Genomic DNA, 20,130 nt, shown 5'->3' with positions numbered 1-20,130 from the left:
GCCCGAGATCGGCACCCTGTCCAACAAGGCCGTGGCCAAGCTCGCCGGGCTGGCGCCCATCGCCAACGACAGCGGCCGGCGCGCCGGCAAGCGCCCGGTGCGCGGCGGCCGCGCGGGCGTGCGCGGCGTCCTGTTCGTCGTCGCCGAGATCGTGCGCCGGTACGAGCCTGACTTCGCCGACCTCCACCATCGGTTGAGCCAGGCCGGAAAGCCCAAAAAGCTCATCCGCGTCGCGCTCGCCCGCAAGCTGCTCGTGCGCCTCAACGCAAAGGCCCGCGATATCCGACGCGACCTCGCAATCGCCCCTTGACCCGACAGACAGTCGCTCTCCCGTGCGGGAGAGGGTTGGGGTGAGGGACCAGGGTCTTCCGGAAAGGTCGCACTCCTCACCTTGTCCCTCTCCCGCTCGAAAGAGGGGACCTGCGCCGCCCTTAGCTTCCACGGCGAGGAAGAAGAGGCGCCGGCGCCCCTCACCCCTGCCGCATCGCGGTCTCGGCCTCCGCGTCGAGGGCGGGGCCGGCCTCTTCGGGGAGGCGGATCGTGGCGGCGGCCTGGGCGGCGAGGCCTTCGGCGCGGCCGACGAAGCCGAGCTTTTCCGTGGTCGTCGCCTTGATCGACACGGCGGTCAGCGGCACGCCGGCGATCTCGGCGATGCGCGCCCGGATCGCCTCCCGGTGCTGGCCGATCCGCGGCGCCTCGGCCAGCACGGTGATGTCGAGATGGTCGATCCGGCCGCCCCGGGCCCGGACCAGCCCGCAGGCATGGGCCAGGAACTGGTCGGAGGAGGCGCCGCGCCAGCGCTCGTCGGAGGGCGGGAAGTGGGTGCCGATATCGCCGTCCGCGATGGCGCCGAGCAGCGCGTCGGTGAGCGCGTGCAGCGCCACGTCGCCGTCGGAATGGGCGAGCACGCCGCGATCGGCCGGGATCTTGATGCCGCCGAGCCAGACATGGTCGCCGGTGGTGAAGGCGTGGACGTCGAAGCCGGTGCCGAGGCGGGTGACGTAGGCGGTCATGGCGCGGGCTCCGGGCGCTGGCATTTCGGATGGGTCGGACGCGAAGGCCCGGTCCGCCTCGATCAGGTCGGCGGGCTGGGTGATCTTGCGGTTGGCGATGTCGCCGACGAACACCACCACGGGCAAGCCCGCCCATTCGGCGAGCGCCCCGTCATCGGTGAAGCCGTCGAGGCCTTGCGCGGCCGCGTCGCGATGGGCGCCGAGCAGCGGCGCGAAGGCGAAGGCCTGGGGGGTCTGGACCGCGCGCAGATGTTCCCGCGGCGGGGTCTCGTGCACCCGGCCGATGCCGGGGGCGATCTCGGCGACGCGCTTGACCGTGTCGGTGACCGGCACGCCCGGCACCGCGGCGCCATGGTCGCGCCCGGCCGCGATCGCCCGGGCGATCAGGGCGGCGTCGACATAGGGGCGGGCGGCATCGTGCACGAGCACGATCTCCGGCGCGTCGCCGGATGCCAGGGCCTCAAGGCCGGCGCGCACCGAGAGCTGGCGCGTCGCCCCGCCCTCGACCGGCGCGCCGATCTTTTCGCGAAGCTCAGGCGCGAGCTCGTCCAGGCAGCTGAGAAAGAACGCGGCCGCGTCGGCGGCGATCACCGGCTGGATCCGGTCGATCGCGTCCTGGGCGGCCAGCGCCGCGAGCGTGCGGGTCAGGACCGCCTGGCCGCCGACCCGGCGATACTGCTTGGGGGTGCCCCCGCCGATGCGGATGCCGCGGCCGGCCGCGACCACCACGGCGGCGACGCCGGATCCCGTATCCACGGGTCCGGTGGCAGGCGTGCCGGTGGCGGGCATGGGCGGCGAACTCGTCGAAACCGGGAAGCGGACGGCAGCGGGCGCGCGGGCCAGCCGTGCTGCCGGACCTCTGCCGGTGAGGATGAGCGTCGTTTAAGCGGGGGAGGGCGCGAAATCAACGCGCGGCCCCCGCTTGCCAGCGGACCGCACTTGCCTCATTGTTGTGCAGAATGGCGACTGATCATTATTTAAGCGCGCTGCGCGACGGACGACCGGCCGGCGAGGGCGATTCTCCCGCCCCGCTCTGCCTGCTCGCGCCCCTGTCCGGCGTCACGGACCTGCACATGCGCCGGATCGCCCGGCGCTGCGGCGCCGACGCGGTTGTGTCCGAGATGGTGGCGGCGCGCGAATTCACCCGCGGCGCCGGCGAGGCGACCCTGCGGGCGGAGGGTTCCGGCGTCGATCTCCACGTAGTCCAGCTCGCCGGCTGCGAGGCCGAGCCGATGGCCGAGGCCGCGCGGCTCGCCGAGGCCGGCGGCGCCGACGTGATCGACGTCAACATGGGCTGCCCGGCCAAGATCGTCACCGGGATCGCCTCGGGCTCGGCCCTGATGCGCGACCTCGACCACGCGACGCGCCTGCTCGCCGCCGTGCGCGGGGCGGTGTCGGTGCCGGTCACCGTCAAGATGCGGCTCGGCTGGGACGACGCCACCCGCAACGCCGTCGATCTCGCCACCCGGGCCGAGCGGCTCGGGCTCAACGCCGTCACCGTCCACGGGCGGACCCGGCAGCAATTCTACAAGGGCGTCGCCGATTGGGCCGCGATCCGCCCCGTGGTCGAGGCGGTGTCGATCCCGGTGATCGCCAACGGCGACGTGGTCGACCTCGCCAGCGCCCGGGCGTGCCTGGCCGCCTCCGGCGCCGCCGGGGTGATGATCGGGCGCGCCGCCACCGGCCGGCCCTGGCTGGTCGGGCAGGTGGCCGCGGCGCTCGCCGGCCGTCCCGCGGAGCCGCCGTCGCGGGCCGAGCAGGCCGACATGGCGGCCGCGCACTATACCGGGCTGCTCGCGCTCTACGGCCGCCACATGGGCGTGCGCCACGCCCGCAAGCATCTGGCCGCCTATGCCGAGACCGGCGGCGCGCTGGAGCCGGCCGAGCGCACCGCGCTCCTCACCACCACCGATCCGGATGTGGCGCTGGCGCTTCTGGCCCGCGCCTTCGGGCAGGCCGATCTGGTCCGGGAGGCCGCGTGAGCGACGACGGCTTTCCGCAGGATCCCCGTCCCGAGGCGTCGGGCGGCCGGCGCGACCCGGCCGGAGAGGCCGTGCTCAACGCCCTGCCGCTTCCGGTCCTGACCATCGGCGGCGACGAGCGGATCCTCCACTGCAACCACGCCGCGGAGGCGTTCTTCGACTATTCCGCGCGCCTGATGCAGCGCCGCCGCCTGCGCGACATCATCCCGTTCGCCTCGCCGATCATCGCGCTCGTGGCCGAGGTCCGGCGGCGGCGGGCCAGCGTCAGCGAGTACCGGGTCGAGCTGACCCAGCCCCGCCTCGGGCTGGAGCGCAGCGTCGACGTCTTCGCCACGCCTCTGGCCGACGACGACGATGCCGTGGTGATGATGCTCCAGGAGCGCACCATCGCGGACAAGATGAACCGCCAGCTCACCCATCGCGGCGCCGCGCGCTCGATGGTGGCGCTCGGCGCGATGCTGGCCCACGAGATCAAGAATCCGCTCGCCGGCATCCGCGGCGCCGCGCAGCTCCTCGAGAGCACCGGTGCCGAGGAGGACCGGATGCTCACCCGGCTGATCTGCGACGAATCCGACCGGATCGTGCGGATCGTCGAGCGGATGGAGCTGTTCGGCGACGAGCGCCCGGCCGATCGCGGCGCCGTCAACGTCCACGGGGTGCTCGACCAGGTGAAGCGCTCGGCCCAATCGGGGTTCGCGCGCCATATCCGGTTCGTCGAGACCTACGATCCGTCCCTGCCGCCGGTGCTCGGCAGCCGCGACCAGTTGATCCAGGTGATCCTGAACCTCGTGAAGAACGCCGCCGAGGCGATCGGCCCGGATGCGGTCGAGGGCGAGATCACCCTGTCCACCGCCTTCCGCACCGGCCTGCGCCTGCAGGTACCGGGCTCGCGCGAGCGGGTCAGCCTTCCGATCGAGGTCGCGATCCGCGACAACGGGCCGGGCATCTCCGCCGACCTGCTGCCCGACCTGTTCGACCCGTTCGTGACCACCAAGGCGCAGGGATCCGGCCTCGGACTTGCATTGGTCGCCAAGATCGTCGGCGACCACGGAGGCATCGTCGAGTGCGATCCCGCCCCCCGCCGTACGACGTTCCGCATCCTCCTGCCGATGTCCAGCGCCCGCGACGGGCGCGAATCGGCGGTCGATCCGTGATGTCGCCTTGTGTTTCGGCCGCCCGGCCGGAGGTCTGAGTAAGAGAATCATGCCGAACGGCCACATCATCGTCGCCGACGACGACGCCGCCATCCGCACGGTGCTGAACCAGGCACTGTCCCGGGCGGGCTACGAAGTCCGCTCGACGGGCAATTGCGCCACCCTCTGGCGCTGGGTCGCGCAGGGCGAGGGCGACTTGGTCATCACCGACGTGGTGATGCCCGACGAGAACGTGTTCGACCTGCTGCCGCGCATCAAGCGCGTGCGGCCGGAGCTGCCGATCATCGTCATGAGCGCGCAGAACACCTTCATGACCGCGATCCGCGCCTCCGAGCGGGGCGCCTACGAGTACCTGCCCAAGCCCTTCGACCTGAAGGAGCTGATCGCCATCGTCGGCCGCGCGCTGTCCCGCCCGCGTGGCACCGCGCCGGCCGGCGCGCCGCCGGAGAACGAGGACATCCCGCTGGTCGGGCGCTCGCCGGCCATGCAGGAGATCTACCGGGCGCTCGCCCGGCTGATGCCCACCGACCTCACCGTGATGATCACCGGCGAGTCCGGCACCGGCAAGGAGCTGGTCGCCCGGGCGCTGCACGATTACGGCCGCCGCCGCACCGGCCCGTTCGTGCCGGTCAACATGGCCGCGATCCCGCGCGACCTGATCGAGTCCGAGCTGTTCGGCCACGAGAAGGGCGCCTTCACCGGCGCCCTCCAGCGCTCGGCCGGCCGGTTCGAGCAGGCCGAGGGCGGCACGCTGTTCCTCGACGAGATCGGCGACATGCCGATGGAGGCCCAGACCCGGCTGCTGCGCGTGCTCCAGCAGGGCGAGTACACCACGGTGGGCGGCCGTGTGCCGATCAAGACCAACGTGCGGATCATCGCGGCGACCAACAAGGACCTGCGGATCTCGATCCAGCAGGGCATCTTCCGCGAGGATCTGTTCTTCCGGCTGAACGTGGTGCCGCTGCGGCTGCCGGCGCTGCGCGAGCGGTCCGAGGACGTGCCGGACCTGATCCGCCACTTCTTCGTTCTGGTCGAGCGCGAGGGCCTGACCCGCAAGACGCTGGACGGCGACGCCATGGAGCGGCTCAAGCGCTACCGCTGGCCGGGCAACGTCCGCGAGCTGGAGAACCTGGTCCGGCGGCTCGCCGCGCTCTATCCGCAGGAGACGATCACCGGCCCGGTGATCGAGGCCGAGCTCGACACCCTGCCGCTCGCCGCCCCGGCCTCGGCCAATGGCAGCGCCCGCAAGGCCACCGGCGAATCCGAGACCCTGTCGAGCGCCGTGGAGCGGCACCTGTCGGATTACTTCTCGGGCTACCGGGACACGCTGCCGCCGCCCGGGCTCTATCACCGGATCCTGCGCGAGATCGAAGGCCCGCTGATCGGCGCGGCGCTCGCCGCCACGCGGGGCAACCAGATCCGCGCCGCCGAGCTGCTCGGCGTCAACCGCAACACCCTGCGCAAGAAGGTCCGGGATCTCGACCTGCAGGTGTTCCGCACCGCCCGGTAACGGGTTGCCAAAGGGCGAGCCCTTTGGCGGGGTTCGGGGCGGAGCCCCGAGACGCCTGGAGCCGGTTCTACGCGCTCGCTTACGCCGACCCGGCATCCACGGCGGCGGCAAGCGCTCCGGTCAGCGCCGGGGCAGGATCGGGTCGCCGCGCATCAGGGCGTTGAGCCGCTCGGTGTCGAAGCCGTTGGGGATGCTGGGCACGACCGGCTTCGGGGCCGGCGCAGCCTTCACCGGGGCGGGAAGCGACCCGGTCGCCGAGGGTTCGGCCTGGGCAGCCCGCACCGTCGCGGGCGGCGCCAGATGGGCGAGCCGGTCGGCACTGACGAGGGCGACGATCGCCGTCGAGACCAGGACGAGGATGCCGCCGAAGAGAGAACGCAGGATACGCACGCAGACGACCCGGAACGCGACTTGAGACGGCAACAGATTACCCGCCGGCCCGTTAACGAAGCCCACCCCAAATTTGCGGGCCGGGTGCCAGTCTTCGGGAGGCGATATTGACGAACGTCCAGGCGACCGCGAGCGACAGCCCGTTCATCCAGGGCCGCAACGCCCGCCTCTACGGTAAGCCCGTGAGCGAATGCCCCTATGCGGAGGGCTCCGAAGAGCACGCCGCCTGGATGCAAGCTTACGAGGAGGCCGTGGTCTCCGATCCGCCCGAGACGCCGTGAGCGGAAGCGCATCGACACCGTGCATCCCCCGCGTCATCCCGGGGCCGCGTAGCGGAGCCCGGGATCCAGAGACGCTAACAGCCTAAAACCTTGCGCCGTCGGCGTTTCTGGATTCCGGGCTCGCCTGCGGCGCCCCGGAATGACCGAGCGGGTATGACAGCCCACCGTCGCCATCAAGAAAACCCCTCCATCGCGCCTCAGGCTTGACCTCGCCCGGGCCCGCGGGCTTCGTGCGTCGCAGCGCAACGCGATCGTCGAGCCCCAATGTCCCTGACGCCCAAGCCCGAATCGAAGCAGACATTCGGGGCGGCGACGCGCCTCGTCCATGCCGGCCGGGATCCGGGCGCGCAGCACGGCTTCGTCAACACGCCGATCTATCGCGGCTCGACCGTGCTCTACCCGACCTACGACGCGATCAAGAACCGGCGCGGGCGCTACAATTACGGCACCTCGGCGACGCCGACGATGGACTCGCTCACCGACGCCTGGACGGAACTCGCCGGTGCCGCCGGCACCGTGGTGACCCCCTCGGGGCTCTCGGCGCTGACCATCGCGCTGATGGCCGCGGTCTCGGCCGGCGACCATCTGCTGGTGACGGATTCGGCCTATCGCCCGACCCGGCAGTTCTGCGACGGCGTCCTGGCCCGGTTCGGGGTCGCGGTCACCTATTACGACCCGACCGTGGGGGCCGGCATCGCCGAGCTGATGCGCCCCAACACCAAGGCGGTGCTGGTCGAGGCGCCCGGCTCGCAGAGCTTCGAGATGCAGGACGTGCCGGCGATCGCCGAGGTCGCCCATGCAAGGGGCGCCTGCGTGATCATGGACAACACCTGGGCGACGCCCCTGCTGTTCCCGCCCCACGAACGCGGGGTCGATATCGCGGTCGAGGCCGGCACCAAGTATCTGAGCGGCGGCTCGGACCTGCTGATCGGCCTCACCTCCGCCAACGCGGCCTATTTCCCGGCGGTGCGGCGCACCTTCGACCATTTCGCGCCCTGCGCCGGGGCCGAGGACATCTTCCTGGCGCTCCGGGGCATGCGCACGATGGCGTTGCGCCTGCGCGAGCACGGCCGCGCCGGGCTGGAGATGGCCCGGTGGTTCCAGGCGCGGCCGGAGGTGCTGCGGGTGCTGCATCCCGGCCTGCCGGAGGATCCCGGCCACGCGATCTGGAAGCGCGACTTCGCCGGCGCCTCCGGGCTGTTCGGGGTGATCCTCAAGCCGGTGCCCGAGGCGGCGGTCGCCGCGATGCTGGACGGGCTCGAGCTGTTCGGGATGGGCTTCTCCTGGGGCGGCTTCGAGAGCCTGGTGATCCCGTTCGACTGCGCCGGCTACCGGACCGCGACCCAATGGGCCCCGGGCGGCCCGGCCCTGCGCTTCCATATCGGGCTGGAGGACATCGCCGACCTCCAGGCCGATCTCGACGCCGGCTTCGCGCGGCTGCGGGCGGCATCCTGACGGCGCCCGCGTCGTCGCGCGCGATGACGGCGGGGTGACGGAGCATTTGACCTTCCCGTCCGATCCTGATTGACCGGCCGGGCATGAGCACGAGCCTCTCCGCCGACGGCGTCCCGCGCCTCGCTTCTGTCGATCGGATCGGCCGCGGCCTTGACGCGCTGAGCCTCACCCATGCCCGGGCCGCGGCCGCCCTGCTGGCGCTCTGCCTGCTGCTGTTCCTGCCCGGCCAGATCTCCCTCCAGCCGATGGACCGGGACGAGCCGCGCTTCGCCCAGGCCTCCAAGCAGATGCTGGAGAGCGGAGACCTCGTCGATATCCGCTTCCAGGGGGAGGCCCGGCACAAGAAGCCGGTCGGGATCTACTGGGCGCAGGCCGCCGCGGTGGCGGCCGGGGAGGCGCTGGGCGTCCCCGACGCGCGCCGGCAGATCGCCCTGTACCGGATCCCGTCGCTGATCGGCGCCACCGCCTCGGTGCTGCTCGCCTACTGGGCCGCCCTGGCGTTCCTGCCGCGCCGGCTCGCCCTGCTGACCGCCGCCCTGTACGGCGCCGGCCTGATGCTCACCGCCGAGGCGCATCTCGCCAAGACCGACGCGCTGCTCGCCGCCTGCGCCACCGCCAGCCTCGGGGCGCTCGCCCGGGTGTGGCTGGCGTCCCGGGCCGGGGGAACCGTGGGCCGTGCCGTGTTTCCGGCCTTCTGGCTCGGGATGGCGCTCGGCATCCTCATCAAGGGGCCGATGGTGCCGCTGTTCGTCGTCCTGCCGGCCCTGATCCTGTCGGCGGCGGCGCGCTCGGGCCGCTGGCTGCTCGCCCTGAGGCCCGCGGCCGGCCTCGCCCTCACGCTGCTGCTGGTGGCGCCGTGGTTCGCGGCGATCGCCTGGAAGAGCGGCGGCGCCTTCTACGCGGAGGCGGTGGGTCACGACATGCTGGCCAAGGTCGGCGGCGGCGCCGAGCGGCACTGGGCTCCCCCCGGGGCCTACGCGCTCGCCTTCTTCGCGACCTTCTGGCCGGGGGCGGCCTTCGCGGCGATGAGCCTCCCGCTCGCCTGGCGCGCCCGGCGCGAGCCCGCCGTCGCCTTCCTGATCGCCGCCGTGCTGCCGGCCTGGCTGATCTTCGAGGCGGTGCCGACCAAGCTGCCGCATTACGTCCTGCCGCTGATGCCGTGGCTCGCCATCCTCACCGGCCTGGCGCTGTCCCGCGGTGCGCTCGATCCGCGGCTGCGCGGGGCGCGGGCGACCGCCCTGCTGCTGCCGGCGATCCCCATCGGGCTGACGCTCGGCCTGTGCCTCGCGGGCTGGCGCCTCGACAGCCACACGCTTCCCTGGGCGGCGCTGCCGCTGCTCGCCGCCGCCTGCGCGGTGGCGGTCCTGGCCTGGATGGCCTTCGCGGGCGGCAGGCCCGAGCGCGCCCTCGTGCTCGGCATCTTCGCGTCCTGCCTGCTCGGGCCGGCGGTGCTGGGCGTGGCGCAGCGGTCCCTGCCGGCCCTGAAGGTCTCGCCGCGTCTCGCCGCCCTGCGCGACCGGATGGCCTGCCCGAACCCGCAGGTCGCGAGCCTCGGCTACCGGGAGCCGAGCCTGGTCTTCCTCACCGGCACCGATCTCGCCCTGCCGCCGGACGGGGCCGCGGCCAAGCAGTTCCTGGAGGCGGGCGGCTGCCGGCTGCTGTTCGTCGAGGCCCGGGACCGGGACGACTTCAACGCCGCCTGGCCGGTGGCGCGGGGTGCGCCGGCGCCGCTCGCCGAGGTCGAGGGCTTCAACCTCAACACCGGCCGGCGGGTCTTTGTGACCGCCTACGCGGTGGCCCCGTGACCGGCGCCCCGAACCTCAGCGTCGTCGTGCCCGTGAAGAACGAGGCCTGCAATATCGCCCCCCTGGTGGCCGAGATCGAGGCGGCCTGCATGGCCCTCGGCTTCGAGCTGATCTACGTCGATGACGGCTCCACCGACGGCACGCCGGACAGCCTGGCGGCGGCGCGCGCCGGCCGGCCCTGGATGCGGGTGGTGCGGCACGCGCGCAGCGGCGGCCAGTCGGCGGCGGTGCGCAGCGGCGTCCTGGCGGCCCGGGCGCCGGTCGTCGCGACGCTGGACGGCGACGGCCAGAACGACCCGGCCTTCATCCCGGCCCTGCTCGCCGCCCTGGAGGCGGGGGGCGAACGGGCCGGCCTCGCCCAGGGGCAGCGGCGCGGCCGCAAGGACGGGCGCTTCAAGATGCTGCAATCGCGCATCGCCAACGGCGTGCGCGGGCGCATCCTGAAGGACGCCACCCGGGACACCGGCTGCGGCCTGAAGGTGTTCCGCCGCGCCGTCTATCTCCGGCTGCCCTATTTCGACGCCCTGCACCGGTTCATGCCGGCCCTGGTCGTGCGCGAAGGCTTTAGCGTGGTCCACCACGACGTGATCGACCGGCCCCGGCTCACCGGCGTCTCGAATTACGGCCTGTTCGACCGGCTCTGGGTCGGGCTCCTCGACCTCGCCGGGGTCTGGTGGCTGATCCGGCGCAAGCGGGCCGACCCGCAGCCGCACGAACTCCCCGCGCCGGCAGACCAGGACGCCCGATGCTGATCCAGCTGGCCCACGACCTGCCGGACTATTTCTACGACGTGTTCGTCACCCGGCTCGATTTCTGGGTGGTGTTCGGCATCGTCGCCCAGATGGTGTTCGGCTCGCGCTTCATCCTGCAATGGATCGCCAGCGAGCGCGCCGGCCGGAGCGTGATGCCGCTCTCGTTCTGGTTCCTGTCGATCCTGGGCGGGCTGATGACTCTGGTCTACGGGTTCGTCCGCCGGGAGCCGGTGATCATCATCGGCCAGGGCCTGTCCACCGGCATCTACCTCCGCAACCTCGCGCTGATCTTCCGCGAGCGCCGGCGACGCCAGCGGGATCCCGCATGACCCGCGCCCCCCTGCCGGATTTCTACGACGATCTCGACGCGACCTTCGCGGAACTGTGGCGGCTTCTCGCGGAGGGCGCCGCGCAGGGCCGCAGCGGCTTCCACCTGCCGGCGCTGGCGACCCTCGGGCCCGACGGCCCGCGGCTGCGCACGGTGGTGCTGCGCGAAGCCGACGCCGAATCCGGCACCCTCCGGTTCCATTGCGACCGCCGCTCCGACAAGGCCGCCGAGATCCTGGCGAACCCGGCCTGCGCGCTCGCCGCCTACGATGAGGCCAGCAAGATCCAGATCCGGATCGAGGGCCGCGCCACGCTCCACACGGACGACGCCGTCGCCGAGGCCGCCTGGGCCGGCTCCCGGGCGATGAGCCGGGTCTGCTACGGCGCCGACCCCGCGCCCGGGACGGCTCTGCCCGCGGGCGGTGCCTACACGCTGCCGGACGAGAATGCGGCGGCGTCCCTCGGCCGCCCGCATTTCGCGGCCGTCAGGGTGCGGGCCGCGCGCCTCGACTTCCTCTATCTCGACCGCCGCGGCCATCGCCGGGCGGCCTGGACGCGGGGGCAGGGCGACTGGACCGGCGGCTGGATCGCGCCCTGATCGGAGACGGTGAGCGGACCCCACCAGATTACGACTCCTACAATCAGCATTAAAATAATTTTTCTGTTTCAATTGCGCGCCATGTGAGGCGGCGAAATAAATGCTCGAGATGAATTTTTATTGATAAAGATCGAAATCGATCGCTCGGCAATCCTGCCGCCGCCTCGATGGCTCGATAATATTACTTGCCGCCGGAAGCAGAAATCAACATAGGTCACTTTGGCTCGAAGGGTATCGTGCCGAGTGGGGCCGTCATGCAACTGATGTCGAAGTTAAGTATTCCGTCGAAGCTTTTCGCAGTTATTGCTCTCATGAGCGCAATTTTCTTCGGATGTGCCTGGTACACGTCGCAGAAGATTGTCGCGATCGACGCGTCATACTCACTTTTGCTTGACAAGGAATCGAAGGCGGTCGTCAAGGTCGCGCGCCTGAACCGCGTCGTGGCGCAGCTCGGCTACGCCGCCCTGCGCACCGCAACCGAAGCCGGCACCGCAGACGGAAGCCGCGTCGGCCGCGGCCTCGACACCCTGGCCGCCGAGGCCGCGAAGTTGATCGACGGCGCTCGCCGGGAAGCGCCCGCGTTCCGGGACCGCATCGAGCAGATCGCCGGGCATTTCGACGCTTATAACCGGGCCCTCCGCGATCTGCGCGACCTGGCCGACAAGGGCAAGGCCGACGAGGCCCTGTCGCTGGCGCGCCGGATCGCGGACGGCGTCCAGTCGGAGACGACCGAGTCCGCCCGCACGCTCGTGGACGACATGGATGTTGCGCAGCAGAAGCGGTCCGACGAGCTGACCGCCGACACCGCCGGGACGCGCACCGTGCTGTTGACCATCTCGCTCCTCGGCATCGCCCTGGGCATGATCGGCGGCATGCTGGTCGTGGTCTACGGCGTCACGCGCCCGATCACCCGGCTGACCGCCGTGCTGCGCCGCATGGCGAACGGGGAGATCGATGCCGAGATCCCCGAGGCCCGGCGCGGCGACGAGATCGGCCTGATCGGCCGCGCCGTGGAAGGCATCAAGGCGCTGGTCGCCCAGAAGGCCGCCGAGCAGGCCGAGATCCGCCGCGTCGCCGACGAGGCCGCCGCGGAGGCGCGCCGCAAGGCCATGCTGGAACTGGCCGACGGCTTCCAGGGCACGGTCGGCCGGATTATCGGCCTGGTCTCGTCCGCGGCCACCGAGCTGCAGGCGACCGCCCAGTCGATGACCGCCACCGCGACCCAGACCGCCAGCCAATCCACCACCGTGGCGGCCGCGGCCGAGGAGGCCGCCTCCAACGTGAACACGGTGGCGAGCGCGGCCGAGGAACTCGGCTCGTCGGTCCAGGAGATCGGCCGGCAGGTCGACGGCTCGGCCAAGCTCGCCCAGGGCGCCGTGGCCGAGGCCGACCAGACCGCGACCCTGGTCCAGGAACTCAGCGGTGCCGCCGCCAAGGTCGGCGACGTGGTCCGGCTGATCACCGACATCGCCGCCCAGACCAACCTGCTGGCGCTGAACGCCACGATCGAGGCTGCCCGGGCCGGCGAGGCCGGTCGCGGCTTCGCCGTGGTCGCGTCCGAGGTCAAGGAACTCGCCAACCAGACCGCCCGGGCGACCGAGGATGTGGCCGGCCAGATCGGCCAGATCCAGAAATCCACCGGCGCGGCCGTGGCGGTGATCGCGGGCATCACCGCGCGCATCAAGGAGATCGAGTCGGTGGCGACCTCGATCGCGGCCGCGGTCGAGGAGCAGGGGGCGGCGACCCAGGAGATCGTGCGCAATGTCGGGCAGGCGGCACAGGGCACCGACGAGGTGACCAGCAACATCGCCGGCGTGGCCTCGGCGGCGGCGGAAACCGGCCGGGCGGCGGACCAGGTTCTGGGCGCCGCCTCGGAGCTGTCGCGCCAGTCCGAGCACCTCAGCGGCGAGGTCGACCGGTTCCTGTCGACGATCCGGGCCGCCTGAGCCAGACGCGGGCTGCGCGCAGCGGCCGGGGAGGGCAGACTTGCGCCGTCCCCCCTGTCGCGCGCGGCCGGTCGGGCGTAAAGCCCCCGGGCCGTCCGCCCGCTCGGGTCGCATGGCGGGTCGACCGGGAAGACTGACGTGGGCCTCGTCTACGCGCTCGCCGCCTATCTGAGCTGGGGCCTCCTGGTCCCGGTGCATTTCCGGATGCTCGGGGCCTTCAGCCCGAACCACATCCTGGCCGAGCGGATCGTCTGGTCGAGCCTGTTCGCGGGGGCGCTGGCCCTGGCGCTCGCCGCGCGCAAGCGGCTCCATCTGCCGTTGCCCCTGCGCCCGCGCCACGCCCTGCTGGCGGTCTCGGCCGTGATGATCGGGATCAACTGGCTGCTGTACCTCTACGCGATCGACCGCGGGCACCTGCTCGACGCGAGCCTCGGCTATTACATCAACCCGCTGGTCAGCGTTGCCTTCGGGCGCATCGTGCTCGGCGAGCGGCTGCGGCCCCTGCAGGCGGTGGCGGTGGGGATCGCGGCCGCGGGTGTCGCCGTGGCGGTGGTCTGGGCCGGCGAATTGCCGATCCTGTCGCTCTCCCTGGCGGTGAGCTTCGCCCTCTACGGGCTGGTCCGGAAGATCGTCGGGGTCGATGCCCTGGTCGGGTTCCTGACCGAGACGCTGCTGCTCCTGCCGGCGGCGGTCGCGTGGCTGATCCTCTCGCCCGAGCCGTTCCTGCCGGCCGAGCCGAAGAACCTCGCGCTGCTGATGCTCACCGGGCTCACCACGGCGCTGCCGCTGATCTGGTTCGCCGCCGCGGCGGTGCGCCTGCGGCTGACGACCCTCGGCCTGCTGCAATACGTCGCCCCGACCTGCCTGCTGTGCCTCAGCGTCCTGGCCTACGGCGAGCATGTGGAGCCGCCCCGGGCGGCGATGTTCGCCCTGATCTGGGTGGCGCTCGCCCTCTACAGCGTCGACGCCCTCCGCGGCCGGCGCCCCGCCGACCCCGTGCCCGAGATCCGGTCGGATCCCGATCCGATGCGTGTATAAGGCATTCCATGCGCCCCGCGGGGCGATGACGGGATACCGGCGGGCCGATGAGCGAATCCGAGGGCGGCCGAGGCGTCGTCACCGATGCCGATTACAGGAATCTCGCCGAGACGCTGCCGCAGCTCGCCTGGATCGCCGAGGCCGACGGGACCATCGTCTGGTACAACCAGCGCTGGTACGACTACACGGGCAGCACCCTGGAGGAGATGCGCGGCTGGGGCTGGCGCGCCGTCCACCATCCCGACCATGTCGAGGCCGTGACCGAGCGCTTTCGGGCGGCGATCATGCTCGGCCGATCCTGGGAGGACACGTTCCCGTTGCGGGGCCGGGACGGGATCTACCGCTGGTTCCTGTCCAAGGCGCTGCCCCACCGGGACGCGGCGGGCAACATCCTGCGCTGGTACGGCACCAACACCGACATCTCCCGCCGCCGCGCCGTCGAGGACCGCCTGCGCGATTCCGAGCAGCGCTTCCGGGCGCTGGTGGACGCCTCCGCGGCGGTGATCTGGAACACCAACGCGGTCGGCGAGCTGATGCCGCCGCAGGTCCGCTGGAGCACCTATACCGGCCAGAACGAGGAGGCCTATCAGGGCTGGGGCTGGGTCGACGCGGTCCATCCCGACGACCGGGCTCACGCGGCCGATGCCTGGGCCGCCTGCGTCGAGGAGCGCAAGCCCTACGAGGTCGAGTACCGCCTGCGCCGCCATGACGGCGTCTGGCGCGCCATGGAGGTGCGCGGCGTGCCGGTGCTCGCCGAGGACGGCACCTTGCGCGAATGGGTCGGCACCTGCGTCGACGTCACCGAGCGCAAGGAGGCCGAGGAGGCGGTCGAGCGGGCCCGCCAGGCCGCGGAGGCCGCCAACCGGGCTAAAAGCCAGTTCATCGCCAATATGAGCCACGAGCTGCGCACCCCGCTCTCGGCGGTGATCGGCTATTCCGAGATGCTCGGCGAGGAGCTGGAGGATATCGGCCAGGCCGCCCTCCTGCCGGACCTGCGCAAGATCGAGGCGGCGGCCCGGCACCTGCTGTCGCTGATCAACGACGTGCTCGACATCTCCAAGATCGAGGCCGGACGCATGACCGCCTCGGCCGAGACCTTCCCCGTCGCGGACCTGATCCAGGATGTCGGCGATTCCACCGGGTCGCTGGTGGAGAAGAAGGGCAACCGCTTCGTGGTCGACGCGGATGCCGACGCGCTGGGCTCCATCCACCAGGACCAGACCAAGATCCGCCAGTGCCTGGTCAACCTGATCGGCAACGCCGCCAAGTTCACCGAGAACGGCACCATCACCCTGGCGGTGCGCCGCCATCAGGAGGACGGGGCGGACTGGCTGTCCTTCGCGGTGAGCGACACCGGCATCGGGCTGAGCGAGGAGCAGATCGGGCGCCTGTTCGAGCGCTTCGTCCAGGCCGACGACTCGACCACCCGCCAGTTCGGCGGCACCGGCCTCGGCCTCGCCATCACCCGGGCCTTCTGCCAGACCATGGGCGGCGACATCGCCGTCACCAGCACGGAAGGGCAGGGCGCGACCTTCACGATCCGCCTGCCCGCGACGCTCAAGCCCGAGGACGAGCCGCCGGAGGTGGCCGAGATCGCGGCCGCGGCGGTCGAGCCGCACGAGCAGCACGAGACGGTCCTGCTGGTGGACGACGACCCGGCCGCCCGGGAGCTGCTCCAGCGCTTCCTCGAGCGCGAGGGCTTTCACGTCCGCACCGCCAATGACGGCCGCGCCGGGCTGACCCTCGCCCGGGCGCTGCGGCCGCGGGCGATCCTGCTCGATGTCGAGATGCCGCGCATGGACGGCTGGGCGGTGCTGCACGCCGTGCGCAGCGATCCGGATCTCGCGGGCACGCCGGTAATCATGACCTCGGTGGTGGCCGAGCAGGGGCTCGGCCAGGCGCTCGGCGCCACCGACTACTTCGTCAAGCCGATCGATTGGGACCGGCTGAAGGGCATGATGGAGCGCTACCGCCCGGAAGGACCGGGGGAGGCGCGCGTCCTCGTGGTCGACGACGACCCGGATGCCCGGGAGCGGTTGCGCCGGTCGCTCGGCCGCGAGGGTTGGACCGTGGACGAGGCCGAGAATGGCCGGATTGCCCTGGAGCGGGTCAGCCAGACGCGCCCGAGCCTGATCCTGCTCGACCTGATGATGCCCGAGATGGACGGGTTCAGCTTCCTGCGGGCGCTGCGCGCCCGTCCGGACGGCGACGTGCCGGTGGTGGTGCTCACCGCCAAAGAGATCACCAGCGCCGAGAAAGCGAGCCTCGGCGCCCAGGCCGACCGGGTGATCGCCAAGGGCTCCATGAGCCTCGCCGAGATCGGCCGGCAGCTGCGGGTGCTCTACGCGCGCTCCGCCGCCGAGCCGGTGCCGGGCCGGCTCCAGGGCCTGATCCAGCGGCTCGCCGAGAACGATGTGGGAGATAAGCCATGAGCGACGACGGGATCGATCCGAACAAGGCGGCGGCGATCCGCCTGCGGGCGCGGCTGGCGGTGGTGGAGCGGGCGGCCTGGTTCGGCCTCGTCCACGCGATGAAGACGCGGCCCGCCGAGACCGAAGCCTACATCGCCTCCGAGCGGGCGCGCTGCGCGGAAGGCTTTGGCGGCACCACCTGGGCCAAGGACCTCACGGATGCCGAGCGCAAGATGCTCGCCGAGGAGGTCGATGCCGGGCTGGCGCAGCTGATCGAGGATGCGCGCGGGGAGGTGTGAGACAGTCTCGGTGGGACGGCACTACCTCTCCACGCATGAACGATCGCGAGCAGAAGCGTCGCAGGGGGCCGTTTGATAGCGGTCGATGCACAAGCGGCATGATGCAGATCGACAAGTGCGCAAGAATATGTTCTTAAATTGAACATACCTTTTATTTTCACTCAAACAAGTCGCAAAAATAATTAATGTTTAAATTATTAATCGATATCAAGTCAAAGTTGATAAATCTAGTCGAATATTGCTATAAAATTGATGCAAAATGCTGATCACGTCATGGTCCGGAATCTCGATTTTCTGCTAAAATTCCTATACGTATGCGTGCAGAGGAGAACTCGCGATGCGTGACCGCGGCGAATCATTGCATCTATCTAAACTTCGTTATGATCTTGCGGCAGCCAGCGTAGTCGTAAAATTCAATCGGCTTAGGTTTGCGCTTAAATATTTTGATCCCAATCAGCCGCGTGTCCCGGCGGGACAGCGCGAAGGAGGTCAATGGTCTAGTACCTCATCTGGGTCTGGAAAACGTCGAACCGACAACGGCGTTCAACCTGTCGCGCAATCGTACAGCTTCGGAATACTTGTCGCCGAGATACCAAAAAAGTAGGGCGCAATTGTGTCTACGAATTCGACTTCGGATTAGTCATGGTTGAAGGCCCAACAAATCTTCGTTGCATTCAGGAACTTCCATCAGCAGCTGTCAGCCATGGAATGTTGCTGAACGACAACTTCAGGAGGTGAGCCATGACGACGAATTCTTATCTCCCAATCAACTTCACGATTTCTCTGGAAGCTTGGGCAGAAATTGAAGCCATCAGAGAATTCTATGACAAAAATCGCGATGACAAAGCCTCTGTTTTAATGATATCCTGGGGTAATACTGTATTAAACGATGGCAAGTCCTGGAGTCACGTCGTCATAGGATTCTATCGGACATCAGAAAGATATAAAATCCGTGATGGCATTCAGATGATTTCTGGCCACGAGGTTGTTTTTTTCATTACACCCGATCTTTATAGTAAATTTGACAGGAAAATTATAAAATTTGAACGGGAAGAAGGCTTTTTCCTGGCGCCAAATTGAAGATACCCGCGATCACGCGCTTCGTGGTCGGTCTCGAAATCTAAGACTCTCGGAACACGTCGCACCAAGCCGGCGGCAAGCCCATGACCGACAGAGGCGCCGCGACAGCGTGGCCCGGCAGGGTCGTCGCGCAATAGACGCCCCGCGCCACGCTCCGCGCCAGCACCCGCGCGGCGGCGTCGCCCAGGCGGGCGAGGTCGGCCACCAGGTCAGTGAGCGGCACGGTGCCGGTCGCCACCGCGAAGACGAGGTCGCCGTCGAGGGGCGTATGGGCCGGCACCAGGGCGCGGGCGAGGCCGTCCTGCGCCGCCACCGCCAGGCGCCGGCACTGGGCCTTGGTCAGCGCCGCGTCGGTGGCGACCACCGCGAGCGTCGTGGCCGCGCCGGGCAGCGTCCGGGCCGGGAAGGCGAGGGCGTCCGCCGGCACCCGGGCCGGGGAGCCCAGCCCGCCGAACTCGTCGTCTACCTCGAACGGCGCGGCCCAGAAATGCGGCCCGTCGCCGATCGTGGCGCTGCCGAAGGCGTTGACCGCAGCCAGCCCGCCAACCGAGAAACTGGTGCCCGGCACCGTCGCCGAGGCCGAGCCGATCCCGCCCTTCAGACGCCCGGTCCGCGCCCCCGTGCCGGCCCCCACGGAGCCGAGGGCGAAGTCGTTCGACGCGGCTGCCGCCGCCAGGAAGCCCAGCTCGCGATAGGGCGGGTAGCGGCCCCACGCCTTGTCGCCGCCGTTGAGCAGGTCGAACAGGATCGCGCCCGGCACGATCGGCACCCGCATCGGGCCCACCGGAAAGCCGCGTCCGGCCTCGGCGAGCCAGGCGGTCACCCCCGCGCCCGCGTCGAGCCCGAAGACCGAACCGCCCGAGAGCACCAGCGCGTCGATCCGCTCCACCGTGCGCTCGGGATCGAGCAGGTCGGTCTCGCGGGTGCCCGGGCCGCCGCCGCGCACGTCGACCGACGCCACCACGGGCGCGTCGAACAGGATCGCGGTGACCCCGCTGGCGACCGTGAGGTCGCTGGCGTGACCGACCCGCAGGCCGGGAATATCCGTGATGCGGTTGCGCGTCATGGATCGAGCTTGCCACGGCCGGCGATCGGGGCAAATCCCGGTGCGCCATCCCCGCCCGATCCGGGTTGGTCGGACGGCAGGGCGCGACGAGGAGCACGGCATGGACGTCGGATTCATCGGATTGGGGCGGATGGGCCGCGGCATGGCCGCGAGCCTCGCGCGGGCAGGCCATCGGGTCCGGGCCTGGAACCGCTCGCCCGAGGGCGCGCAGGGCCTCGACGGGGTGACCCCGGTGGCGAGCGCCGCCGAGGCGTTCGCGGGCGAGGCGGTCATTACCATGCTGGCCGACGACGCGGCGCTCGAGGCGGTGATCGTGTCGGGCGGGCTGCTCGACCAGCCCCAGCGCCCCGGCCTGCATATCGGCATGAGCACGATCTCGGTGGCGCTCGCCAGGCAGCTCACGGCGATCCATGAGCGGGCCGGCGTTCCCTACATCTCCGCGCCGGTCTTCGGCCGGCCGGACGTGGCCGAGGCCGGCAAGCTCAACATCGTGGCCGCCGGCGATGCGGCCCTGATCGCGCGCGCCGCGCCGCTGCTTGACGCGATGGGGGCCAAGACCTGGCCGTTCGGCGAGGAGCCGTCGCGGGCCAACGCGGTCAAGCTCGCCGGCAACTTCATGCTGATCTCGGCGATCGAGGCCATGGGCGAGGCCTGCGCGCTGACCGAAGGCCACGGGGTCGCGGGCGCCGACTTCCTCGACCTGATGACCAACACGCTGTTCGCCTCGCCGGTCTACAAGGGCTACGGCGCCTCGATCGCCCAGAACCGCTACGAGCCGCCGGGCTTCGGCCTCAAGCTCGGCGCCAAGGACGTGCGCCTCGCCCTCCAGGCGGCGGAAGGCGCGGGCGTGCCGATGCCCTTCGCCAGCGTCCTGCGCGACGGGCTGATCGAGGCGATCAGCCACGGGGACGGCGAGAAGGATCTGGCCGCCCTGGCGCGGGTCTCTGCACGGCGCGCAGGCCAGAGTTGAACCTAGCGGCTAGGTCTTTTGCTTCTAATAGCGACCTTAACGATTGATTCAAC

General features: G+C 70.5%; 19 protein-coding genes. 16 read left to right on the top strand and 3 right to left on the bottom strand.

Going from position 1 to position 20,130, the window contains the following annotated elements:
- A partial coding sequence (locus BMZ47_RS06120; RefSeq protein ID WP_139220945.1) for a transposase occupies positions 1 to 310 on the top strand: 310 nt, incomplete at its 5' end.
- A 160-nt stretch (positions 311 to 470) separates the two neighbouring features.
- Here the strand turns inward: BMZ47_RS06120 and BMZ47_RS06115 are convergent.
- A complete protein-coding gene (locus BMZ47_RS06115) occupies positions 471 to 1,802 on the bottom strand; it encodes a bifunctional 2-C-methyl-D-erythritol 4-phosphate cytidylyltransferase/2-C-methyl-D-erythritol 2,4-cyclodiphosphate synthase (protein WP_091859730.1) in 1,332 nt (443 codons plus the stop codon).
- A 170-nt stretch (positions 1,803 to 1,972) separates the two neighbouring features.
- Between BMZ47_RS06115 and dusB the strand changes: the two genes are divergently transcribed.
- The 3 genes from dusB to ntrC are packed head-to-tail and all read left to right on the top strand — an operon-like array spanning position 1,973 to position 5,659.
- On the top strand, positions 1,973 to 2,995 hold the full coding sequence (gene dusB / locus BMZ47_RS06110; protein WP_091859726.1) for a tRNA dihydrouridine synthase DusB: 1,023 nt from the start codon (positions 1,973 to 1,975) through the stop codon (positions 2,993 to 2,995).
- Positions 2,992 to 4,149, top strand: a complete 1,158-nt coding sequence (locus tag BMZ47_RS06105; RefSeq protein ID WP_007562935.1) for a two-component system sensor histidine kinase NtrB — start codon at positions 2,992 to 2,994, stop codon at positions 4,147 to 4,149. Before dusB ends, BMZ47_RS06105 begins: the two co-directional genes overlap by 4 nt.
- A gap of 49 nt (positions 4,150 to 4,198) precedes the next feature.
- Complete coding sequence (ntrC, locus tag BMZ47_RS06100; protein WP_050733537.1) at positions 4,199 to 5,659, top strand: nitrogen regulation protein NR(I); 1,461 nt, start codon at positions 4,199 to 4,201, stop codon at positions 5,657 to 5,659.
- 120 nt (positions 5,660 to 5,779) lie between these two features.
- On the opposite strand, the gene BMZ47_RS06095 is transcribed toward ntrC, so the two are convergent.
- The gene (locus BMZ47_RS06095; RefSeq protein ID WP_039902856.1) at positions 5,780 to 6,049 is read right to left on the bottom strand and encodes a hypothetical protein; all 270 of its coding nucleotides are present in this window, start codon (positions 6,047 to 6,049) and stop codon (positions 5,780 to 5,782) included.
- A 107-nt stretch (positions 6,050 to 6,156) separates the two neighbouring features.
- Between BMZ47_RS06095 and BMZ47_RS28425 the strand changes: the two genes are divergently transcribed.
- The 11 genes from BMZ47_RS28425 to BMZ47_RS27875 all read left to right on the top strand — a co-directional run bounded on the left by BMZ47_RS28425 (position 6,157) and on the right by BMZ47_RS27875 (position 18,041).
- Positions 6,157 to 6,330 carry a ribosome modulation factor gene (locus BMZ47_RS28425; protein ID WP_007562928.1) on the top strand — a complete coding sequence of 58 codons (174 nt, stop codon included), beginning with the start codon at positions 6,157 to 6,159 and terminating at the stop codon, positions 6,328 to 6,330.
- A 264-nt stretch (positions 6,331 to 6,594) separates the two neighbouring features.
- Complete coding sequence (gene metC, locus BMZ47_RS06090; RefSeq protein ID WP_091859723.1) at positions 6,595 to 7,785, top strand: cystathionine beta-lyase; 1,191 nt, start codon at positions 6,595 to 6,597, stop codon at positions 7,783 to 7,785.
- An 83-nt stretch (positions 7,786 to 7,868) separates the two neighbouring features.
- Positions 7,869 to 9,590, top strand: coding sequence for an ArnT family glycosyltransferase (locus BMZ47_RS06085; RefSeq protein WP_091859720.1), 1,722 nt, complete (start codon positions 7,869 to 7,871; stop codon positions 9,588 to 9,590).
- Positions 9,587 to 10,342, top strand: coding sequence for a glycosyltransferase (locus BMZ47_RS06080; RefSeq protein ID WP_091859717.1), 756 nt, complete (start codon positions 9,587 to 9,589; stop codon positions 10,340 to 10,342). Before BMZ47_RS06085 ends, BMZ47_RS06080 begins: the two co-directional genes overlap by 4 nt.
- The gene (locus BMZ47_RS06075) at positions 10,336 to 10,671 is read left to right on the top strand and encodes a lipid-A-disaccharide synthase N-terminal domain-containing protein (protein WP_007562919.1); all 336 of its coding nucleotides are present in this window, start codon (positions 10,336 to 10,338) and stop codon (positions 10,669 to 10,671) included. The genes BMZ47_RS06080 and BMZ47_RS06075 overlap by 7 nt, the downstream gene beginning before the upstream one ends.
- Entirely contained in the window at positions 10,668 to 11,267 is a 600-nt protein-coding gene (locus tag BMZ47_RS06070; protein WP_091859714.1) for a pyridoxamine 5'-phosphate oxidase family protein, read from the top strand. Before BMZ47_RS06075 ends, BMZ47_RS06070 begins: the two co-directional genes overlap by 4 nt.
- Before the next feature lie 254 nt (positions 11,268 to 11,521).
- Positions 11,522 to 13,213, top strand: a complete 1,692-nt coding sequence (locus BMZ47_RS06065) for a methyl-accepting chemotaxis protein (protein WP_091859711.1) — start codon at positions 11,522 to 11,524, stop codon at positions 13,211 to 13,213.
- A 138-nt stretch (positions 13,214 to 13,351) separates the two neighbouring features.
- On the top strand, positions 13,352 to 14,251 hold the full coding sequence (gene rarD, locus BMZ47_RS06060) for an EamA family transporter RarD (RefSeq protein ID WP_007562912.1): 900 nt from the start codon (positions 13,352 to 13,354) through the stop codon (positions 14,249 to 14,251).
- A 47-nt stretch (positions 14,252 to 14,298) separates the two neighbouring features.
- Positions 14,299 to 16,683 (top strand): response regulator, encoded by a 2,385-nt coding sequence (locus BMZ47_RS06055; protein WP_091859708.1) that lies wholly within the window; start codon positions 14,299 to 14,301, stop codon positions 16,681 to 16,683.
- Positions 16,680 to 16,961 (top strand): hypothetical protein, encoded by a 282-nt coding sequence (locus tag BMZ47_RS06050; protein ID WP_091859705.1) that lies wholly within the window; start codon positions 16,680 to 16,682, stop codon positions 16,959 to 16,961. Before BMZ47_RS06055 ends, BMZ47_RS06050 begins: the two co-directional genes overlap by 4 nt.
- 741 nt (positions 16,962 to 17,702) lie before the next feature.
- Positions 17,703 to 18,041, top strand: a complete 339-nt coding sequence (locus tag BMZ47_RS27875) for a hypothetical protein (RefSeq protein ID WP_139220944.1) — start codon at positions 17,703 to 17,705, stop codon at positions 18,039 to 18,041.
- 40 nt (positions 18,042 to 18,081) lie between these two features.
- Here the strand turns inward: BMZ47_RS27875 and BMZ47_RS06045 are convergent, their stop codons facing one another.
- The gene (locus tag BMZ47_RS06045) at positions 18,082 to 19,107 is read right to left on the bottom strand and encodes a P1 family peptidase (protein WP_091859702.1); all 1,026 of its coding nucleotides are present in this window, start codon (positions 19,105 to 19,107) and stop codon (positions 18,082 to 18,084) included.
- A gap of 100 nt (positions 19,108 to 19,207) precedes the next feature.
- On the opposite strand from BMZ47_RS06045, the gene BMZ47_RS06040 reads away from it, so the two are divergent.
- Positions 19,208 to 20,077, top strand: coding sequence for an NAD(P)-dependent oxidoreductase (locus BMZ47_RS06040; RefSeq protein ID WP_091859699.1), 870 nt, complete (start codon positions 19,208 to 19,210; stop codon positions 20,075 to 20,077).
- Positions 20,078 to 20,130: the final 53 nt, after the last annotated feature.

The sequence above is a fragment of the Methylobacterium brachiatum genome (genome assembly GCF_900113845.1).
GTDB lineage: Bacteria > Pseudomonadota > Alphaproteobacteria > Rhizobiales > Beijerinckiaceae > Methylobacterium > Methylobacterium brachiatum.
The sequence above is the reverse complement of the archived record's forward strand: the minus strand, read 5'-3'. Positions and strand labels throughout refer to the sequence as shown.